Source organism: Rhizobium sp. BK377 (assembly GCF_014193935.1).
GTDB lineage: Bacteria > Pseudomonadota > Alphaproteobacteria > Rhizobiales > Rhizobiaceae > Rhizobium.
On sequence record NZ_JACIAC010000001.1, the window covers coordinates 1,323,953 to 1,343,112 of the forward strand.

Consider the following 19,160-nt stretch of genomic DNA (forward strand, 5'->3'; position numbering starts at 1 on the left):
GGACCGGAAATGTTGATCTCAAGCTGGCGGCGCAGTTCGTTCATCGTCGATCTTCGACGCGCCTTATCGAGTTCCTACGAAAGTACCGATCGAAAGCACCGCAACAGAAAGTGATCGTCTAGGCGTGGAATTCCCTAGAACCGGGTTTTGCTTCTTCGCCGAATTCGGCCAGCATCTTCCAGAGCTCGTCAAAAATCCCGCGTGCGAAGACTTCCATAGAGGCGCTTTCGGTCGCAGTATCCGGCGCACGCTGCTGCCAGAGCTCCCCGCCAACGCGCAGCGCGCCGATGACAACGGCCGAAAGCAAGCGCATGTGCACTAGTGCATCCGGATCACCGCCCCTGCGGGTGACCAGCGCCTCGGTCAGCTTCTGCTCCAGCTTGGCATATTTGAGCTGATCACGGGCCTTGAGGGTTGGCGTGCGATGGATCAGTTCGCTGAGCGCCAGAGCGCGCTCGTCAGCCGAGGTGGTTACAGTGGCAATAAGGGCTTCTTCAACGGCCTTGATGGGGGATTCGCCGGCCGGACGTGCGGCAATCGCCGTCATCAGGCGATCAGCGAAGGAATCCTGCCAGGCGAAGACAACCTCTTCCTTCGACGGGAAATAATCGAAGAAACTGCGCTTCGAGACATCAGCTGCCTCGGTAATCTCCTCGATGGTGGTCGCGTCGAAGCCGCGCTCCATAAAGAGGGTAATCGCTGCCTGTTCGATGCGCTCGCGGGTCTGACGACGCTTGCGCTCACGCCTGCCCTCGACGGCTTCAGGCTGTCTCTTCTCGGTCATTTCCATCAGCTGTCATTCAGTCGTCCGCTTCAGCGGCGATCTCCATATCCACTCCGCCGCTACGATATTTGAAACGCTCACGCGAGAGCTCAAGCGGCCTGCGGCGTGAAATCCGATAGACGGAGGCCGGCGGCAGGTTGCGAACCGTACCGCCGATACGCGTGGCCTTCAGGCCCAGGCGGTCGAGGATCGGACGCGGCACGGGACAGCGCGGTCCATAGGTGAACTGGTAAAAGGCGCCGCCGGCCCGCATATAGACGAAGGCGCCGGCAAGGATCGAGGCGATCTTGCGCGGCGACATGGAAAGCAGCGGCAGACCGCTGACGACCGCACCAACGGGTTCACCCTCGAAAATATTGGCCTGCGCCAGATGGCTGGCATCCATCTGCAGGATACGCGCGTCGGGGAAGCGCTTCTGAAGCGACCCGATGAACTCAGGACCGTATTCGATGAGCGTCAGGTCGCACTCGCTGATGCCACGCGTAAGCAGCGCGCGAGTAAAGACGCCGGTGCCCGGGCCAAGCTCGATGATCGGACCATCCAGAGCAGCGATCTCGCTGGTCATGATGCGCGCAAGCGAGTCGCCAGAGGGCGCGATGGCGGCCACCCTCAGCGGGTTGCTCAGCCAGGAACGGAAAAAATGCAGGAAATCTGAGAATGCACCGTTTGCGATCATGATTATCCCACCTGTCTGAAATGCGATTGACTATCGATGCGACGATCGTCTGCAGCATGGCGATTTGAAGGCAGCCCCGTCAACCCATCGTCTTGGTGGGTGCCTGTTTCCAACAACATTTCGTATATTTTCATATCTAATGCATATTTGCAGTTAATGCAATAATTCCAAAACCTGAACGCCACTGCCCCCTTTCAGGCGCCGGGGAAGCAGTGGCAGATAGTTGAAGATGTCACCAGTCTTTCCTCCGACACCGTGAGGCTGGAACGAAAAAGGCAGCCGTGAAGGCTGCCCTCTTTCGCTGCAGGGACGTCAGTCCCATTGTCCTGCGCCTTATGCCTGCAAACTGCCTCAGTAGTTGCAGCCCGAGCTGCTGGTCGGGTTGAAGCGAACGCCGCAAGCCATGTTGAGCGGCTTCTTCGGGCTATACTGATAAGGCGCCGAGCCGCTGGATGCGCCGTTGACGGAACCGGTCGTGCGGGGCTCGTTGCGGGCGTTGGTGTTTTTGTGCTGCTTCACGACCTGTTGCTGTTGAGCCGGAGCTGCGTTGGCAGATGCGAATGCCGAAACGCTGATGATTGCGCCAAAGGCCACGGCCACGAAACCATTCTTCACCACATTGATCATTTCATATCTCCTTGGGGGGATCGTTGGAATTTACGCCAAGGAGCTAGGAAGCGGATTTGTCATATTCTACCGCGCTGCAACAGCGATCACGGATACGTGAGATTCGGCAGCGCGCAAGAAAAAGGCGGCTCGCGGCCGCCCTTTCCTTTGCCGGCTCAATAGCCGTTGTCGCACGGCATGCTGCCGGGACCGACGGAGCCACCAAACGTGGGGTTGCACATCGTTTTATGTGTGGATCGGTTCTCGGGGTTACGGACAATCGAACCCGTGGTGCCGGCTTCGACGCCGAACGCAGCAAGCGGATACCAGAAGCCATCTGAATGACGGCGGGTACCAGGGCGTTCCGTAGCGGAGCCGCGATAGCCATGCCAATAAGCGGTATGGGCTTTATATTGCGCCATTTCCACATTCGTCGGGACGGGGATCCGGGTTTGCTGAACGGGCGCCGCCAGCGCGGGAGTTGTAGACGAGAGGGCGAGAAGAGCGCTGAGCGCAAAGGCGGACGGAGCCATATTGAGCATTTCCATGATAAATCCTCCTTACTGGATTTACCTATGAAAAATGCGTTCTGCGCGGGTGGAGTTCCGCCATCACACGCAGTTTCCTGCACTTGTGATTGCAGGCGATCGGGGGTGACTGGAAGACACAAAAAATCAAAAAAGTGCGATTGCAAAAGCCCCGAGAGCAATCGCCGGCGACAATTCATCGGGTGCGTGAATTCACTGTTCTCAATTCGGGTATAAAGGACGGTAGCCTTGGCTTGCGACGCACGAGAGGTATTGCCGATGGGCGGCGCCGCTTGCATTGGTTTGCCGTTCCACGGCATCGCGATGGCCGGTCATCTGCGCACGCAGGTCGTACTGCTTGTTCGCCTCATCATACATGGCATTGGCATCGGACATACACAGGCTGTGAGTGACACCGGGCGGATTGACAGGTGAGGCGACCGGCACGAGCACCGGCGCATTGGCGCGATCGATACAGCCTGCCAGAGCAGCCATCATCGCGACGAGACCAGCCATGCTAACAATTCTCGTCTTCATGCAATCCTCCGCCACTTCGCCTGACATAATCCATCGCTTCCGCAGATAGACGCCGAAGGTTGCGCGAAACTAGGCAGGAGGTGCCACCGTTTCTCGCAGATTTCCTTGCACTGCTGACGTCGTGGTTGAACTCGCGGCTGGAAAGGGCCGTGATGGTCAGGAGCATTTCATGCAGGCAGTCGATTTGCGCCGCCGCATCCTCTTTCTGTCAAGCTAGAAGTGGGCAGTGCGATCAAGCGCCTTCGACATCCAGTTTCCCGAAAATCCTGACGAGTGCGTCCAGATCACTCTCCGACAGGCTTGCCAACTCTGGTGGCGGCTGATGATAGGCAGCCAGCAATTCGGTCTTCGTTTCAGCCCCCTTTCCGGTTGCCCGCACGAGCTTCACACGTCGATCGCTTGACGATGGGATACGATCGGCCAGGCCGGATCGCTCCAGCCGGTCTACCAGCCAGGTTGCGGTCGAGGGGTCGCAGCCCCATTCGCGTGCTAATTCTCCGATCGGCTTGCCGTCCGCTCCAAGCGAAAAAAGAGCGCGGGAATCGTTCGGCGTCAGCCCAAGCCTCTGCTGCGCCGCCAGACGCTGCGGCGCCGAACTCATCAGAAAGCTGAACATCAAGCGCCAGGCTTCATCGGCACGGTTGGACGCATCGCGAGGGGGTGTCATGTCTCGGCTCCAGGGCTGCTATCTTGACATATTTTGATTCATCAAATATTTTTGTCAATCAAACTAATAGATCTCCATTTGCAACCTGGCTTAGCCGGGAACGGACCTGTCGTATCCCAAACATAGGAGAAACGCATGAGCACGCATATCCCGGTTCTGATTATCGGCGGCGGCCTGAACGGCCTTACGGCCGCCGCGCTCCTCGCCCATCAGGGTATGGGCTGCATGGTGGTGGAGCGCCATGCTGACACTTCGATCCAGTACAAGTTCGCCGGCATCTCGCCGCGCAGCATGGAGATATTCCGTTGTCTCGGTCTGGAGAACGAAATTCGCGCTAAACGCACCGGCGACCAGCAAGGGGGCGGCATTGCACGGGCAAGAAACCTTGCCGATCCGGATATTCGATGGGCCGGTCCGGCATGGTCCGACGCCAGCTCCTATAGTCCCACACAACCTGCAACCTGCGACCAGCATGTGCTGGAAGCCATCCTGCGTCATTACGCGGAGAGGGGCGGTGCGGACATTCGCTTCAACACCGACTTTTCGTCCTTGGAGCAGGACCCCGCCACTGTTCACGCCGTCATCCGCAATCGCGAAACAGGAAAGGAGGAAACAGTCGTCGCCGACTATCTGATTGCCGCTGATGGCGCCAACGGCACGCTGCGCGAAAAGCTCGGTATCGACAGGAAAGGACCAGGCGTGTTGCAGCACTGGATGAGCATCATCTTCGACACCGACTTGTCTCCCGAGATCGGCGGCAGACCTTTTACATCCTGCTTCGTCAGCGACCTCAACGCCACTATCACGCCGCGTCCTGGCGGACGTTGGCTGCTGGCGCAGCAATATTTTCCGGAAAGGGGTGAGCAACCGGAGGACTTCGACCGCGACCGTTGCCGGGATCTCGTCGAACAGGCGGCCGGCCGATCGGGCATCAAGGCTGAGCTGGTCGATGCGCGGTCCTGGGAGATGGCGGCATTCGTTGCCGACCGTTTCCGCGCGGGCCGCTGCTTTCTAATCGGTGATGCTGCACATCTCATGCCACCGACCGGGGCATTCGGTGGCAATTCGGGCGTACACGATGCACATAACCTGGCCTGGAAGCTCGCCATGGTCGTTCGCAGTGAGGCGAATGCCAGCTTACTCGACTCTTATGATGCGGAGCGCCGGCCGGTGATCGCCTCGACGCTGGCGCAGGCGCTCGCGCGCTTGCAGCAGTGGTTCAAGGATCCTCCAGGGCGGTTGCCACCTGCCGTCGACATCGTGGATGACTACGATGTCGTGTTCGGGCAACGCTACGATACCGGCGCATTGATGCCTGAAGCCGCTGCTCCCGACCGGTCGTTCGAACCGGTCGCGGAACTCGCCGGCCTTCCCGGCACCCGCGCGCCGCATCTCGTCATCGAGCGCGAGGGCGAAAAGCTCTCGACGCTGGATCTGTTCGGGCGCGACTTCGTGCTGCTTGCAGACGATGCGAACTGGCATGCCGCGGCGGATCGCCTGCGCGAAAGCGCTGGCGTTCCACTTGCTTGCCATGTCTTTGGCTCATCCGGCGATCTCGATGCCCCGGAAGGACGTTGGCCTAGCGCCTACGGCGTGGGCGATGGCGGCGCCGTTCTGATTCGCCCCGACGGCTTCGTGGCGTGGCGTGCACCAAGCGCGGAGACCGGCATCGAAGGTCGGCTCGTCCAAGTTCTGGACGAAATTGGTGTGCGTGTCGGCCATCGCGACGCGGCACGTCGATGACCTGCCGAACCAAATTGGGCCTGTTCGTCGATGCGCGCACTTCATCGGACCAAGAAGTCCGCGGGAAGGCGACGGTCAGACAACTGACTGGCGGCAAAACCGATCAGCCGTTGACCCGTGCCCGGTTTCGCGCCGGACGCCGATATAGCAGGGGAAGGATCGATCGAAATCGACGCGAATCGCCTTTGACGGCGCCACGTAATGGCGTAGCCACTCGCATGAAGTCATAAATTTGGGAGATGGCGCACCCGAAGAGATTCGAACTCCTGACCCCCAGATTCGTAGTCTGGTGCTCTATCCAGCTGAGCTACGGGTGCGTCTGCAGTGGCGGCCATGCCGCTTGCGTGGGCGGTTCTCTAAAGGGTCTTTTCGGGCAATGCAAGAGCAATTCGAAAAAAATCGCGACTTTGGTCCGGCAAGACTCGCTTGCGGAAATTGCATCACTTTTCGGCGTGCGACCGGCTGCGGTAATCTTCCAACGAAACCGGGCGATCCGGAATTTCGATACGGAACTGCGTGCCGACCGAAGGCTTTTCCACAAGTGCGATGGTGCCGCCATGGGCCAGCACCAGCTCGCGGGCGATGGTGAGGCCGAGCCCAGTGCCGCCGGAGCGGGCCGAACCGCGGAAGGCCGCAAACAGATTCTGGCGCGCCTTCAGCGGCATGCCGGGACCTGTATCATCTATGGTGATGCTGACGACGCTGCCGACGCGCTGGGCGGCGACCGTGATGCGCCTGACCATCCCAGGCCCCTGCTCGCCCGGCGAAGTCAGCGCCTGCAGCGCGTTGCGGCAGAGATTGTGGATGATCCGGAACAACTGCTCGCTATCGGCGTCCACTTCCAGATCCGGCCCCATCTGTTCGATAAACTCGACACCGCTCTGCGGCTCGATGGCAAGGATATCCTTCACCTCCTGGATCAGCTCATAAAGGCGGATACGGCGGCGGTGCGGCGGCGATTCGGTCGCCTTGCCGTAAGAGAGGACTTCGGTCGTGTAGCCTACGGCACGATCGATCGTGCGCAGCAGCTTCGGCGCGAAACTCTTCACCATGGGATCGTCGACATCGACGAGGCGGTCGGACATGAGTTGGGCGGACGCCAGGATGTTGCGCATGTCGTGATTGATCTTCGAGACCGCGAGGCCGAGAGCTGCAAGGTTCCTCTGCTGCTTCAGCGTCTTCTGCAGTTCGAGCTGCATGGAGGTGAGATTGCGCCCGGCAACGGCCAGTTCATCACGGCCGCCATCGCCGATATAGACATGCGACGGATTTTCCGGATCGGAGGCGAATTGCTGCATGCTGCCCGTCAGCCTGCGGATCGGGCGGATCAGAATGCGGTTGATGGCGAAGAAGATCAGTGTCGCAGTAAAGAGCGAGATCAGGATCGACAGCAGCAGCACGTTGCGGGCATAGACGAGCATTGCCTTGCGCAACGGCCGGTCTTTCATCACCACTTCAACGCCGGTATTCGTCTCGCCCACCGGTCCGTAGACGCGGATCATGCGATTGCCGCCGAAGATCAAAGTGTCCAGCGCATCGCGCATAGCGGTCAATGGCGGGATATCGGTGAGGTCGTAGGATTCATCGACGGAGGTCGGCATCTCGCTCATAGCGAGCAGGCGGGAAGTGCCCTCCTTGCGCAACACGATCGCCTTGGTGCCGGTCGCTTCCAGCGTCTCTTTCTGCAGCGCGCGCGGCAGCTCCACGGGCTGCAGGCCATCGATGACGATTGCCGCAGCGGCGGCGGTATTCAGCCGATCCTCCAGCCAGCGCACGCGCATGCTCGCGATCGAGGGAAAGAAGATCAGGATTTCCGCCAGCATAATGAAAAAGACGGTTAGCCAGAGCAGCTTGCCCGACAGGCGGCTGAACATGCCGGCACGCGGATAAAAACCCCTGGCAGTTTCGCCGGCCGCTATGTTTTCTGCTTTGGAACTCTCGCCCTGGTCTTGAACAGGCATCTCGTCTTGTCCGTGCGGCGAAAGGCCGCCATCCGAATGAGCTCTTATATAGACGAGAATAGTCCGCTTTCAAATCTTTGCGAGGAGCGGCAAGTCGTCACAAAACGAAGACGCCGCCCGAAAGCGGCGTCCCGATTCCGTTCATGGAGGCTATCAGAACTCTTCCCAGTTCTGCTCGGCAACTGCGGCATTGCCGCTGAAGGCGCGCGCAACGCGGCCAATCGCGCGGCGCGCCGGAGAGGCGACCGGCTGGTGATGCTGCTGGCGGGCAACGGCAACGGGTGCCTCGTTGGAGACCTTGAAGCGGGCGATGAGGCGTACGAGGCCGTCGGCTTCTGCTGACAGCTTGTGGGTCGCAGCCGAGGTCTCTTCCACCATCGCGGCGTTCTGCTGGGTCACCTGATCCATTTGGTTGACGGCAGTATTGACTTCCTTGAGGCCGGTCGACTGTTCCTTCGCCGCGGTCGCGATCGAATGGATATGATCGTTGATGGCGATGACCCGCGTCTCGATCTCCGAGAGAGCTTCGCCCGTCGCCTGAACAAGCTTGACGCCGACCTGCACTTCGTCGCCTGACTTGGTGATGAGCGCCTTGATGTCCTTTGCGGCGGTTGCGGAGCGCTGGGCGAGTTCGCGCACTTCCTGCGCCACCACGGCGAAACCCTTACCGGCTTCTCCGGCGCGGGCGGCCTCGACGCCGGCATTCAACGCCAGCAGGTTGGTCTGGAAGGCGATTTCATCGATGACGTTGATGATCTGACTGATTTCGCGGGAAGCCTGCTCTATACGGCCCATGGCATCGACGGCGTTGCGGACCACGACACCGGAGCGGCCGGCATTGTCCTTCGCCTCCGAAACCATGATCGTCGCTTCATGCGCACGTTCGGTCGAATTCTGAACAACGGCAGTGATCTCATCGAGAGCAGCGGAGGTTTCCTCCAGTGCGGCAGCCTGCTGTTCCGTACGCTTGGAAAGATCGTCGCTGGCGTTCCGGAGTTCGCTGGTATTGCTGTTGATCGCTTCGGTCGTCTCGCGTACCTCGCGCATGGTCGTCTGCAGCGTGACGAACGTGCTGTTGACGTTTTTCTGCAGTTCGGCAAAGGCGCCCTGGAACTGACCGCGCATGGTCTGCGTCAAGTCGCCTTCAGCAAGGCTTGCGATGACACGGCGGGTTTCGTCGACGCCGGCATCGACGCTCGACAGCAGCTTGTTGATATTGCCTGCGAACTGGTTGAGGCTTTCGTCTTCATAGTCCTTATCGATGCGCTGGCTGAAATCACCGGCGGCAGCGGCCGCCACGACGACGGACATGCTGGACTGCAGATCGTCACTCTTTGCACGCATGGCCGCTTCCTGGGCGTTCATGCGCTGGATGACGAGGCCGTTTTCCTTGAAGACGGCGACAGCGGCCGCCATTTCGCCGATCTCGTCCTTGCGGCCGGCAAAAGGCACATCGGCCTGGAAATTGCCGTTTGCGACTTCCTTGATCGCGTGCGTGACTTTCTTGATGGGCCGGCTGAGATGGCTGGTACCGATATAGAAGCCCATACCGACGCCGGCTGCAATGCCGATACCGGTGATGCTCAAGACCAGCATCAGGATCCAGCTGCGGAAGGCCTCGATCTCATCGTTGACCCGCGTCAGCTCTGCCTTATCGGTGTTGACGATGGCGTCGATCTCCGCCTGGAAGGCCTTGCGGTTGGCCCGGTTGGCATCGTTGTTGCCCTGCTCGTTGGCTGCCTGGGGGCTTACCTGCGTGCCGAGGCGAGCTGTTTCCGTGCGGAAAGTGCGGAATTCATTGGCACGGTCCACAAGCTTGGCGAAGGAATCCTTCTGACTGTCAGGCACCAGCGGCGCCCAGCCAGCGATGACCTTGTCGATCTCGTCCAAGTCAGCCATCAGTCCTTTGCCGAAGGCCGGCGTCTGTTCAAGGCTCTTTGCAGCATAAAGACCCCGCGATTCCATGACGACAGCGGTGACAAAGCGGTTAAGGCGTTCTCCGGCATAGGCGCGAGCCGCCGCATGCTCGTAAGCCGTCAAGTTCGCGCTGTACTCGCTCATCGCCGACAGCGCGGTGGCACCGATCAAAAGCGCAACGCCGCCCATAACGGAAACAAGAAGATTGATTTTGCCGCGGATTTTCAACGAACGCTCCCTCACCTTACACAGCGCCTGGAAGCAAATTCCAGCCATGCGCTGAAAGATCGGATAAATTCGTTAATGTTGTATTTCGAATATTAACAATATCGACTACAAGAAATTACCTACACTTACCGTTGTGCGGATTATCCAGCGTCCATAATCGAATAAATTCAACGCAGAAACGCTGCGCCTGGAAGTTTTCCGGTGTTTCAAGCCGAATATACAACTATATAGTGAGCCACCGCATTGGTTAATACCGTAGTGCGAAATCTTGCTATCCGCCGAACGCATTCAGAGAATCCGCCTGGATAATTGACTTTGGCGGACTTCATCCGTATAAGCCGCCGCACGTCCGGTCATTTAAAGGTCTTTCATGACCTCGCCCGTTCGAAAAACCACGCTCCTTGCATTATGCAAATCCAAGAAGGGCCGCACTCCGCGGTGTTTTAAATAAATGAAGCGTACCTATCAGCCCTCGAAGCTTGTTCGCAAGCGCCGCCACGGTTTCCGTGCGCGTATGGCCACTAAGGGCGGCCGCAAGGTCATCGTTGCTCGCCGCGCTCGCGGCCGCAAGCGTCTTTCGGCCTAAGGCCGGATTTGCCCGATAGAACATGGCGGGCGACTTGAAGACCAAAGAAAACAAAAAGATTGTCGGGCGGCTCAAGAGCCGCCCGCAATTTCTTGCGGTCCGCGAGGGCGAAAAGCGCCGCGGCGGTCTCTTCCTTCTCGAGGTCCTGAACCGCAAGGAAGAAGACAGCGAAGCCCGTGTCGGCTTCACAGTCACCAAAAAACATGGCAACTCGGTTGAACGAAACCGCATGCGGCGACGCCTGAAAGAGGCGGTGCGGCTTCATGCAGGGTTTGCAATGCAGGCCGGACACGACTATGTGGTTGTCGCCCGCAGGGACGTATTGACGGCGTCCTTTCATGAACTGGCCGCGGAACTGAAAGCCCGCGTGGAAACCAGGCCGAAACACCGGCGCCCGAAAGACGAGCGCCCCAGGAACGTATGATGCAAAACAACCGCAATTACTTCATTGCGATCGCTCTCTCGGTGCTGATCGTCCTTGGCTGGCAGTTCCTCTATATGAACCCGCGCATCGAAGCTCAGCGCAAGGCTCAGGAAGCCCAGAAGGCACAACAGCAGACCGAGCAGACGCAGCAACCGGCAGCAACCGGCCAGGGCGCCCAGACGAACGGTGCCGCCCCGTCGGGTCAGGCCGCAGCGACCGCGACCCGCGAAGAAGCACTTGCAAAGACCCCGCGTGTCGTCATCGACACCGCGGCGCTCTCCGGCTCCATCAACCTCGCCGGGGCCCGCCTCGACGATCTGAAACTCAAGGGCTATCACGAGACGGTAGACGACTCGAGCCCGATCATCACGCTTTTCTCGCCGGCCGACACCAAGGACGGCTACTTCACCGAACTCGGTTATATCGGCAGCGACACGACAGGCGCCGTTCCCGGCCCAGCCACCGTCTGGACCGCACCGGAGGGCGCCAAGCTTACCGAAAAGACTCCTGTCACGCTGACCTACACCAATGACAAGGGCATTACCTTTGCCCGCACGATCTCCGTCGACGAGCGCTATATGTTCACGGTCACGGACAAGATCCAGAATGCCGGCCAGGCGCCTGTCTCGCTCTCCTCCTATGGTCGCGTGACGCGCTACAACAAGCCGACGACGCCGTCCGTCTACGTTCTGCATGAAGGCTTCATCGGCGTCATCGGTGACGACGGTCTGATCGAGAGCAAATATACGGCGGTTGAGAAGGAAGCCGTTACTCCGGCAAAATCCACCGGCGGCTGGCTCGGTATTACTGACAAATATTGGGCCGCGACAATCGTCCCGCCGCAGCAGGCAGCCTATGACGCACGCTTCTCACATTTCACCGACGGGCAGCCGCGCTACCAGGCGGACTATAAGCAAGACGCCGTCACGGTGGCGCCCGGCCAGTCGGTCGAGCTCAAGAACCTGGTGTTTGCCGGTGCGAAGGAAGTTCCGGTCATCGACGGTTACGAAGCGAGCTACAACATCCCGCGCTTCGACCGCCTGATCGACTGGGGCTGGTTCTATTTCATCACCAAGCCGATGTTCAAGCTGATGGACTTCTTCTTCCGCTACTTCGGCAATTTCGGTGTCGCAATCCTCTGCACGACCATCGTCGTCAAGGCGTTGTTCTTCCCGCTCGCCAGCAAGCAGTATGCTTCGATGGCGAACATGAAGCGCATGCAGCCGAAGATGGAAGAGCTGAAGGCGAAATTCGGCGACGACCGCATGGGCCTGCAGCAGGCGACGATGCAGCTCTACAAGGAAGAGAAGATCAATCCGATCGCCGGCTGCTGGCCGGTGGCCCTGCAGATCCCGATCTTCTTCTCGCTCTACAAGGTGATTTACATCACCATCGAAATGCGCCACGCGCCGTTCTTCGGCTGGATCAAGGATCTTTCAGCGCCGGATCCGACGACGATCGTCAATCTTTTCGGCCTGCTGCCGTTCGAAGCTCCGACCTTCCTCCATCTCGGCGTCTGGCCGCTGATCATGGGTGTCACCATGTTCTTCCAGATGCGCATGAACCCGACCCCGCCCGATCCGACGCAGGCCATGATCTTCAACTGGATGCCGCTTGTCTTCACGTTCATGCTAGCAAGCTTCCCGGCGGGCCTCGTGATCTACTGGGCCTGGAACAACACGCTTTCGGTCATCCAGCAGTCGGTCATCATGAAGCGTCACGGCGTGAAAGTAGAGCTCTTCGCCAATCTGAAGAGCCTGTTCAAGCGAAAACCGGCACCATCCAAATAGTCGAGAAGCCCCGCTCCGGCGGGGCTTTTTGTTTCGGGCTGCGAGAAGGCCGAGCCAGACGAAACCTTGACAACCCACCTCAAAAACACGAAGCCGGTTTCATTCCTGACCCGGAGATTGCAGAACTCGCATGACTGAAATCGCAAAGCCGCTCTTCGGCCACCCCTGGATCTTCATCCGCGGCGTGCCTTCCATGAAGTTCCTTCCGCCGGAAGGCCCCTTGGAAGTCGCTTTCGCCGGCCGTTCGAACGTCGGCAAATCATCGCTGATCAATGCGCTCGTCGGCCAGAAAGGTCTGGCGCGCACCTCCAATACGCCGGGCCGGACGCAAGAGCTCAACTACTTCGTTCCCGACGGCTATTCCGGCGAGGGCGACGACCTGCCGCCGATGGCGCTGGTCGACATGCCTGGCTATGGCTATGCACAGGCGCCGAAGGAACAGGTGGACAACTGGACGAAGCTCGTCTTCGACTATCTGCGCGGCCGCTCGACGCTTAAGCGCGTCTATGTGCTGATCGACAGCCGCCACGGCATCAAGAAGAATGATGACGACGTGCTGACGCTGCTCGACAAGGCGGCCGTCTCCTACCAAATCGTGCTGACGAAGACGGACAAGATCAAGGCGCCTGCGGTGCCGAAGCTGGTTGCCGAAACATCGGAGAAGATCCGCAAGCGCCCTGCCGCCTATCCGGCCGTGCTTTCCACCTCCTCGGAGAAGAACGAAGGATTGGACGAACTGCGGCAGGCGATTGCCGAAACAGTCGGCGTCAGCAACTGGAAGTAAAGAGGCGCTTCGAAGCCGCTGGTCTGCCCGAATATCGGCAATCGCGGAGACGCTGCAGAAGAGTTTTAGGAACAGATCTTCGTTTACGGCCTGTGGATCGGCCCGCTGGCGATAATCGGGCCTGACGGCTGGTGTGTGAGCGAGCCACCGAACGGCTCCAGGCTGACGGCCAGCGTCGCGCCATCGGAAATCTGGCTGCGCATACCGGTCGGGATGATCAGTTCACCATTCATGCCCGGTTGGAAAACGCCGAGAGAATGGGGCGTTCCGCTACCCGGCACGAGCCAGAGCTCCAGGGATTTCTCCTCCGGCTTGCCGGCCGCAACCGGCACGATCTTCAATCGGCCACTCTGGATTTCGTAGAAAGCCGTCAGGTTGACCTGACTGTTCTGTCCAGACAGGTTCGCCACCAGCGGCGGCGATGCCGGAGGCTGGGGCACGAGACCGGAAGCAAAGGCGATGACGCCCAGGGTGACCGCGAGCGAGGCAAATGTCAGCGAGCGCCAGAAAACGGCGGAATTCCATAGCCCGTACGAAAGGCGCGGCCCACTTTCTGCATCGGCGAAGAGGCGCGCCTCGATCTGCTTGAAGGTCTCGCGGTTCGAAGCAGCCGTGCCATATTCGTCGTTGAAGCTGGAGAGGTTGACCTCCCAGCGACTGACGATGGCGGCAAACGGCCGGTCACGGCGCATGCGCTCCTCAACGATCCTGCGATCCTGAAGGGAGAGGACGCCCAGCACATATTCGCCGGCAAGAACCTCATCCCGGGAGCGGTCTCCCTTGCTTTTGTCGGGCGATGTCATCGTTCCATGCACTCTCTCAGTTTCAGCAGGCTGCTCTTAGCCATGTCCGCATCGTATTCAGCGGGACACCAAACTGATCGGCCGGTTCCTGAGAGCTTAGTCCTTCGACATAAGCCCGTTTCACCGCGACCGCACGACCAGCTTCCAACTCTTCCATGCAGGTGTCAATCCGCCTTTCCTCATCATTAATCACGACTTGCGCTTCAGGATCGGAACCGTCATTGGAAAAATCGAGCGCCTTGCGGTCGCCGCGCACCACGCGGCCGGTTAAATCTGCAAATCGCCAGTCATGTCGCCTCAAGTGAACGATTTCGAGCTCAAACGTTTCAATATGAACTGGCAGGTTCCCAGGTCGGCCTTAGATACGAAAAACTATTGCGTGCCGGATTATTCCATCTGTCAAAAACTTGAGATAAAAGGCCGCGATCAATTCCGCGGGGTCCCCCATGAACGAGTCCGAAAGCGAAATCCAGGCACGTCTTCTCGCACAGGCGCTGCCCTTCATGCAGCGCTACGAAAACAAGACGATCGTCGTGAAGTATGGCGGCCATGCCATGGGCAATCCCGAGCTCGGCAAGGCCTTCGCCAGCGATATCGCACTATTGAAGCAGTCCGGCGTCAACCCGATCGTCGTCCATGGCGGCGGCCCGCAGATCGGCGCGATGCTGACGAAGATGGGTATCGAATCCAAATTCGAAGGCGGGTTGCGCGTTACCGACCAGAAGACGGTCGAGATCGTCGAGATGGTACTCGCCGGCTCGATCAACAAGGAAATCGTCGCGCTGATCAACCAGACCGGCGAATGGGCGATCGGCCTCTGCGGCAAGGACGGTAACATGGTCTTCGCCGAAAAGGCGCGCAAGACCGTCAAGGATCCGGATTCCAACATCGAGCGCGTTCTCGATCTCGGTTTCGTGGGCGAAGTGGTCGAAGTCGACCGTACGCTGCTCGACCTTCTTGCCCGCTCCGAGATGATCCCGGTCATTGCGCCGGTCGCTCCGGGCCGCGACGGCGCGACCTACAACATCAACGCCGACACCTTCGCTGGCGCGATCGCCGGCGCGCTGAACGCCACGCGCCTGCTATTTCTGACGGATGTGCCCGGCGTTCTCGATAAGCAGGGCAAGCTCATAAAGGAGCTTTCTGTTGCCGAAGCGCATGCGCTGATTGCCGATGGCACGATTTCCGGCGGCATGATCCCGAAGGTCGAGACCTGCATCGATGCCATCAAGGCCGGCGTGCAGGGTGTTGTTATCCTCAACGGCAAGACGGCCCATTCGGTGTTGCTCGAAATCTTCACCGAGCACGGCGTCGGCACACTGATCGTTCCCTGATCGAAAAGGCGCCCTTGCGGGCGCCTTTCTTATGTTTCGACAAAGTTTGTCGAGAGCGTCAGATCTTCCCAGGCATCAATTTCCGAATTCAGGCTCTTCAGCTTGTCGCGAACAAGCGCCAGCGCATCGGCGCCGAGCAAGAGATGGACCGGCGGATCTTCAGCCTCGACCAGTGCCAGCACGGCGGCGGCTGCCTTGCGAGGATCACCTGCCTGTTTGCCGCTCTTTTCCTGGCGTGCCCTACGGATGGGATCGAAGATCGCATCATAGTCGGAAATGCTCCTGTCGGAGCGGATCATCGATCGTCCCGCCCAGTCGGTGCGGAATGAGCCAGGAGCCACCGCGGTGACTGCGATGCCAAACGCCTTCACTTCCTTTGCCAGAACCTCGCTGATGCCTTCGAGCGCAAATTTGCTGCCGCAATAATAGGCGATGCCCGGCATGGTGATGAACCCGCCCATCGATGTGATGTTGATGATGTGGCCGGCCCGCCGCCGGCGCATGAACGGCAGAACGGCCTTCATCATTCCAACGGCGCCAAAGACATTGACCTCGAATTGCCGGCGCATTTCCTCAATCGGCGATTCCTCCAAAGTCCCTTCATGCCCATAACCGGCATTGTTGATGAGGACGTCCACCGAACCGATTGTTCTTTCGATACCAGCAACGGCCGGTCCGATTGCCTCGATATCGGTAACGTCGAGGCGAACCGCCGTTGTGCGACCGGGCGCCAGGCTCTCGAACAGAGCTGCGGCTTCCGCATTCCTCACGGTTCCCACCACGCGGTGGCCCTTTTCCAACGCAGCCTGCGCAAAGGCACGACCAAAGCCTGAATTGACACCGGTAATGAGAAACTGCTTTTCCATCGAACTCATCGTGAACTCCCGTCCTGATGCCGCTGCAACATGCAAAACGGCTCTCCTCGTCATGTGGCGGCCAGAAGCGATAGTTCCAATATATTGCGCAGGTGAAGGCGATATCTTAAAAGTATCACATGGAGCTTCGTCATCTTCGTTATTTCATGGCCGTCGCAGAAGAGCTCAATTTCACGCGCGCCGCACGGAAAGTTGGCATCGGCCAGCCGCCGCTCAGCAATCAGATACGTGATCTTGAAAACGAGATTGGTGCGGCCCTTTTCCGCCGCCTGTCGAACGGTGCGGAACTGACGGAGGCAGGCAAGGCTTTTCTGCCGGAGGCCCGGGCGATTTTGCTTCAGGCGGAACAGGCCAAGCAATCCGCTATCCGCGCGGCGCGCGGCCAGAGCGGGCGGATCCGGGTCGGCTACACCAGCTCAGCAGTCTTCAATCCGGTCGTACCAGCCATCGTGAATGCCTTCCGCGAGAAATATGCGGCCGTCGAATTCAGCCTTGAGGAAGCGCCCACTGCGCAACTGCTGGAGAGGCTCGAAAGGGACGAACTCGACGCAGTCTTTATCCGTCCGGGCAGCGGCGATGGGCTTCAGGTTCGATGTCGGCTGCTGGCCGAAGATCCGATGATCATCGTGCTGCCGGAAAGACATCCGCTGTCGGAGGCGCAGACATTGCGCCTCGACGCGCTGGCCGGCGAGAGCTTCGTCCTTTTTCCACGCGAGGCAGGTGCCGGCTTCTTCGACGACATCATCGCCGCATGCCGGCGAGCGGGATTTGAACCGCAGCTGGCCCAGTCGGCGCCGCAGATCACCTCGATCGCGAGCTTTGTCGCAGTCGGTCTCGGCGTCTCGATCGTGCCGGCGGAAATGGCGAAGATCAATGTCCCCGGCGTTCGCTACATTGCAATTGCGGGCGAAGCACCTGCGGCACGGCTGGCGCTCGCCACCCGACGCGACGAGCGCTCTTCCATCATTCGAAATTTCACAGCTCAGGCCATCGCCACGCAGAAAAGCTTGGCCAACAACAATCAGACCGCCGAATAGATCGCGGCCGCGGCTTCCTTCAGCTTTTCCATCATGACCCGATAGGGTCCGGGACCATAGCTGATGCGCGAGACGCCGAGCCTTGCAAGAGCCGCCGGATCCGGCGCACCAGTCTTCATCATGATGTTGACCGGCAGCGTGGATGCCGCGCAGACCTTCTCGATCAAAGCCGGCTCGATGAGGCCGGGGACGAAGAAGCCACTGGCGCCTGCTGCCGCATAGGCCCTGCCGCGTTCGATCGCTGCATCGACCAGCCCTGCATGCTTAGAGCCGTCGCCTTCCTGCAGGAAGAGGTCAGTGCGGGCATTGATGAAGAAGTTGATGCCCTTTCCCTCCGCCATTTCCCTGATGGCGCGGATGCGTGCTGCCTGCGCTTCGATGGGATGGAGGCCAGCTTCGCCTACCTTTTGATCCTCGAAATTGATCCCGACAGCGCCTGCATCGATCAGCTTTGCGACATTGGCCGCGGCACCGGACGGTTCCGTCGAATAGCCGCCTTCGAAATCCACCGAAAGCGGCAAGTCGTTGACTGCGGTGATCGAGCGGGCGATCTCGATCAGCACGTCCATCGGCAGCTTTTGGCCATCGCCATAACCATGGGCGGCCGCGACGGACCAACTTCCGGTCGCAAGGGCTTTTGCTCCGGCCTCCGTCACAGCCCTGGCCGTTCCGGCATCCCAGATATTGTACAGAATGACAGGTGTGCCCTTGCGATGCAGCTTGCCGAAAAGCTCGGCTTTCTCAATCTGGTTCATGCTGTCCTCTCCATCTTCTGTGCACTCATCTTTTCCTCGTGCCGAAGCAGCCATTGCTTGCGCCAAAGCCCGCCCCCGTAACCCGTCAGCGACCCGTCCGCGCCGAGGATGCGATGGCAGGGCACGATGATCGCGAGTTGATTGGCGCCGTTGGCGCGGCCGACGGCACGCACCACCTCCGGCCTTTCCATCTCTCTTGCGAGATCGCCATAGGCGCGCGTCTGGCCAATCGGAATGTCAACGAGCTTTGCCCAGACATGTTTTTCGAAAGGCGTGCCGCCAAGCGCCAGCGGCGTCTTGAAGGTGGTTAGCCGCCCTTCGAAATAGTCCCTGATTTCCGCCTCGATCTGGTCGATAACCGGCGTGCGGCCGATCGCGACCGAGGAACGGACACGCTTCTGCAGGGCTTCGAGTTCGGTCGGCAAAGCCTTGCGGTCGTGAAATTCGAGGAGATGCAGATGCGCCTTGTCGGCGACTGCCACCATCGGCCCGAGCGGCGTATCGAACCAATCGGCAAAGAGCAGTTCGCGGTTCTGAGAGAGCGCCGGCGCTTTGCCGACCAGCCGCTGGAAGGCCGCCCGGAAACCGCTTGGCGATTCATATCCCGCGTCGAGCTGCGCATCGATGACACGCGCACCATCGGCGATCTGTCGCGCGGCCTCGCCAAGCCGGCGATAGCGGACGATATCGTGGAAGGTCATGCCGAGCGCTCGTTTGAAAGCGCGGCGGACGGTCGATGGATCATATCCCCGGCGCACAAGTTCATCTTCGGTCCAACGGACTTCCGGTTCGCTGTCGAGCCGCGCCAGCAACATGTCGACGATTGGTTCGCGACCGGGCTGCTCCAGCGGCTTGCAGCGCTGGCACGGTCGGAAACCGGAATGCATGCAAGCGGCGATCGTATCGAAGAAGATGGTGTTTTCACGCTTCGGTTTACGCGCCGGACAGGTCAGACGGCAGAAGATGCCCGTCGTCTTTACGCATACATAGGCCTGGCCCTCATAATCCGCACTGCGCGCGATCAGAGCATCGTAGAGCGTGTCGTCGTTGGGGCGTTCGAAAAACATGTCCGCTTTCTAGCACCTCGCGCATCAGCCGTCCGCCGAAAATCGGGCGTCTATTTTCT

At 59.6% G+C, this 19,160-nt stretch carries 19 protein-coding genes, 1 tRNA gene and 1 pseudogene; 7 read left to right on the forward strand and 14 right to left on the reverse strand.

All coding sequences use genetic code 11. The annotated features are described in order from the left end of the window. Positions 1–118: 118 nt before the first annotated feature. From FHT92_RS06545 to FHT92_RS06570, 6 genes are all read right to left on the reverse strand, one after another. Positions 119–784: a TetR family transcriptional regulator gene (locus FHT92_RS06545; protein WP_183823308.1), complete on the reverse strand. Its 666-nt coding sequence runs from the start codon at positions 782–784 to the stop codon at positions 119–121. Positions 785–800: 16 nt separating this feature from the next. Then, on the reverse strand, positions 801–1,460 hold the full coding sequence (locus FHT92_RS06550) for a class I SAM-dependent methyltransferase (protein WP_183746302.1): 660 nt from the start codon (positions 1,458–1,460) through the stop codon (positions 801–803). 351 nt (positions 1,461–1,811) lie between these two features. After that, complete coding sequence (locus FHT92_RS06555) at positions 1,812–2,087, reverse strand: hypothetical protein (RefSeq protein WP_183823310.1); 276 nt, start codon at positions 2,085–2,087, stop codon at positions 1,812–1,814. Positions 2,088–2,242: 155 nt separating this feature from the next. Next, positions 2,243–2,614, reverse strand: coding sequence for a cell surface protein (locus FHT92_RS06560; RefSeq protein ID WP_183823312.1), 372 nt, complete (start codon positions 2,612–2,614; stop codon positions 2,243–2,245). A gap of 201 nt (positions 2,615–2,815) precedes the next feature. Next, positions 2,816–3,130, reverse strand: coding sequence for a hypothetical protein (locus tag FHT92_RS06565; protein WP_183823314.1), 315 nt, complete (start codon positions 3,128–3,130; stop codon positions 2,816–2,818). A 232-nt stretch (positions 3,131–3,362) separates the two neighbouring features. Further along, complete coding sequence (locus FHT92_RS06570; RefSeq protein ID WP_183823316.1) at positions 3,363–3,797, reverse strand: MarR family transcriptional regulator; 435 nt, start codon at positions 3,795–3,797, stop codon at positions 3,363–3,365. Between the two features lie 135 nt (positions 3,798–3,932). Here FHT92_RS06570 and FHT92_RS06575 point away from each other — a divergent pair, with 135 nt between their 5' ends. After that, positions 3,933–5,540: an FAD-dependent oxidoreductase gene (locus FHT92_RS06575; protein WP_183823318.1), complete on the forward strand. Its 1,608-nt coding sequence runs from the start codon at positions 3,933–3,935 to the stop codon at positions 5,538–5,540. 240 nt (positions 5,541–5,780) lie between these two features. Here the strand turns inward: FHT92_RS06575 and FHT92_RS06580 are convergent. The 3 genes from FHT92_RS06580 to FHT92_RS06590 form a co-directional block, all read right to left on the reverse strand. After that, positions 5,781–5,857 (reverse strand) — tRNA-Arg (locus tag FHT92_RS06580). A gap of 123 nt (positions 5,858–5,980) precedes the next feature. Continuing rightward, complete coding sequence (locus FHT92_RS06585) at positions 5,981–7,501, reverse strand: HAMP domain-containing sensor histidine kinase (protein WP_183823320.1); 1,521 nt, start codon at positions 7,499–7,501, stop codon at positions 5,981–5,983. A gap of 153 nt (positions 7,502–7,654) precedes the next feature. Beyond that, positions 7,655–9,646, reverse strand: coding sequence for a methyl-accepting chemotaxis protein (locus tag FHT92_RS06590; RefSeq protein ID WP_183823322.1), 1,992 nt, complete (start codon positions 9,644–9,646; stop codon positions 7,655–7,657). Between the two features lie 451 nt (positions 9,647–10,097). Here FHT92_RS06590 and rpmH point away from each other — a divergent pair, with 451 nt between their 5' ends. The 4 genes from rpmH to yihA all read left to right on the forward strand — a co-directional run bounded on the left by rpmH (position 10,098) and on the right by yihA (position 13,230). Then, a complete protein-coding gene (gene rpmH / locus FHT92_RS06595) occupies positions 10,098–10,232 on the forward strand; it encodes a 50S ribosomal protein L34 (protein ID WP_016552555.1) in 135 nt (44 codons plus the stop codon). Positions 10,233–10,254: 22 nt separating this feature from the next. Further along, the gene (gene rnpA, locus FHT92_RS06600) at positions 10,255–10,656 is read left to right on the forward strand and encodes a ribonuclease P protein component (protein WP_183746277.1); all 402 of its coding nucleotides are present in this window, start codon (positions 10,255–10,257) and stop codon (positions 10,654–10,656) included. Then, positions 10,656–12,446 carry a membrane protein insertase YidC gene (gene yidC / locus FHT92_RS06605; protein WP_183823324.1) on the forward strand — a complete coding sequence of 597 codons (1,791 nt, stop codon included), beginning with the start codon at positions 10,656–10,658 and terminating at the stop codon, positions 12,444–12,446. The genes rnpA and yidC overlap by 1 nt, the downstream gene beginning before the upstream one ends. Before the next feature lie 130 nt (positions 12,447–12,576). After that, entirely contained in the window at positions 12,577–13,230 is a 654-nt protein-coding gene (yihA, locus tag FHT92_RS06610) for a ribosome biogenesis GTP-binding protein YihA/YsxC (RefSeq protein ID WP_183746274.1), read from the forward strand. Positions 13,231–13,313: 83 nt separating this feature from the next. Here the strand turns inward: yihA and FHT92_RS06615 are convergent, their stop codons facing one another. Next, positions 13,314–14,033 carry an anti-sigma factor domain-containing protein gene (locus FHT92_RS06615; protein WP_183823326.1) on the reverse strand — a complete coding sequence of 240 codons (720 nt, stop codon included), beginning with the start codon at positions 14,031–14,033 and terminating at the stop codon, positions 13,314–13,316. Further along, a pseudogene (locus FHT92_RS29825) lies at positions 14,030–14,247 on the reverse strand (sigma factor-like helix-turn-helix DNA-binding protein); the annotation flags it as partial. The pseudogene FHT92_RS29825 and the gene FHT92_RS06615, both read right to left, overlap by 4 nt. 232 nt (positions 14,248–14,479) lie before the next feature. Between FHT92_RS29825 and argB the strand changes: the two are divergent. Next, a complete protein-coding gene (gene argB, locus FHT92_RS06625) occupies positions 14,480–15,367 on the forward strand; it encodes an acetylglutamate kinase (RefSeq protein WP_037100983.1) in 888 nt (295 codons plus the stop codon). Between the two features lie 29 nt (positions 15,368–15,396). Here the strand turns inward: argB and FHT92_RS06630 are convergent, their stop codons facing one another. Then, positions 15,397–16,242: an oxidoreductase gene (locus FHT92_RS06630; RefSeq protein WP_183823328.1), complete on the reverse strand. Its 846-nt coding sequence runs from the start codon at positions 16,240–16,242 to the stop codon at positions 15,397–15,399. 119 nt (positions 16,243–16,361) lie between these two features. Here FHT92_RS06630 and FHT92_RS06635 point away from each other — a divergent pair, with 119 nt between their 5' ends. Beyond that, positions 16,362–17,279: a LysR family transcriptional regulator gene (locus tag FHT92_RS06635; protein ID WP_183823330.1), complete on the forward strand. Its 918-nt coding sequence runs from the start codon at positions 16,362–16,364 to the stop codon at positions 17,277–17,279. Here the strand turns inward: FHT92_RS06635 and FHT92_RS06640 are convergent. After that, entirely contained in the window at positions 17,264–18,034 is a 771-nt protein-coding gene (locus tag FHT92_RS06640; RefSeq protein ID WP_183823332.1) for an isocitrate lyase/phosphoenolpyruvate mutase family protein, read from the reverse strand. The genes FHT92_RS06635 and FHT92_RS06640 overlap by 16 nt on opposite strands. After that, positions 18,031–19,101, reverse strand: coding sequence for a bifunctional transcriptional activator/DNA repair enzyme AdaA (locus FHT92_RS06645; RefSeq protein WP_183746264.1), 1,071 nt, complete (start codon positions 19,099–19,101; stop codon positions 18,031–18,033). The genes FHT92_RS06640 and FHT92_RS06645 overlap by 4 nt, the downstream gene beginning before the upstream one ends. Between the last annotated feature and the right edge of the window lie 59 nt (positions 19,102–19,160).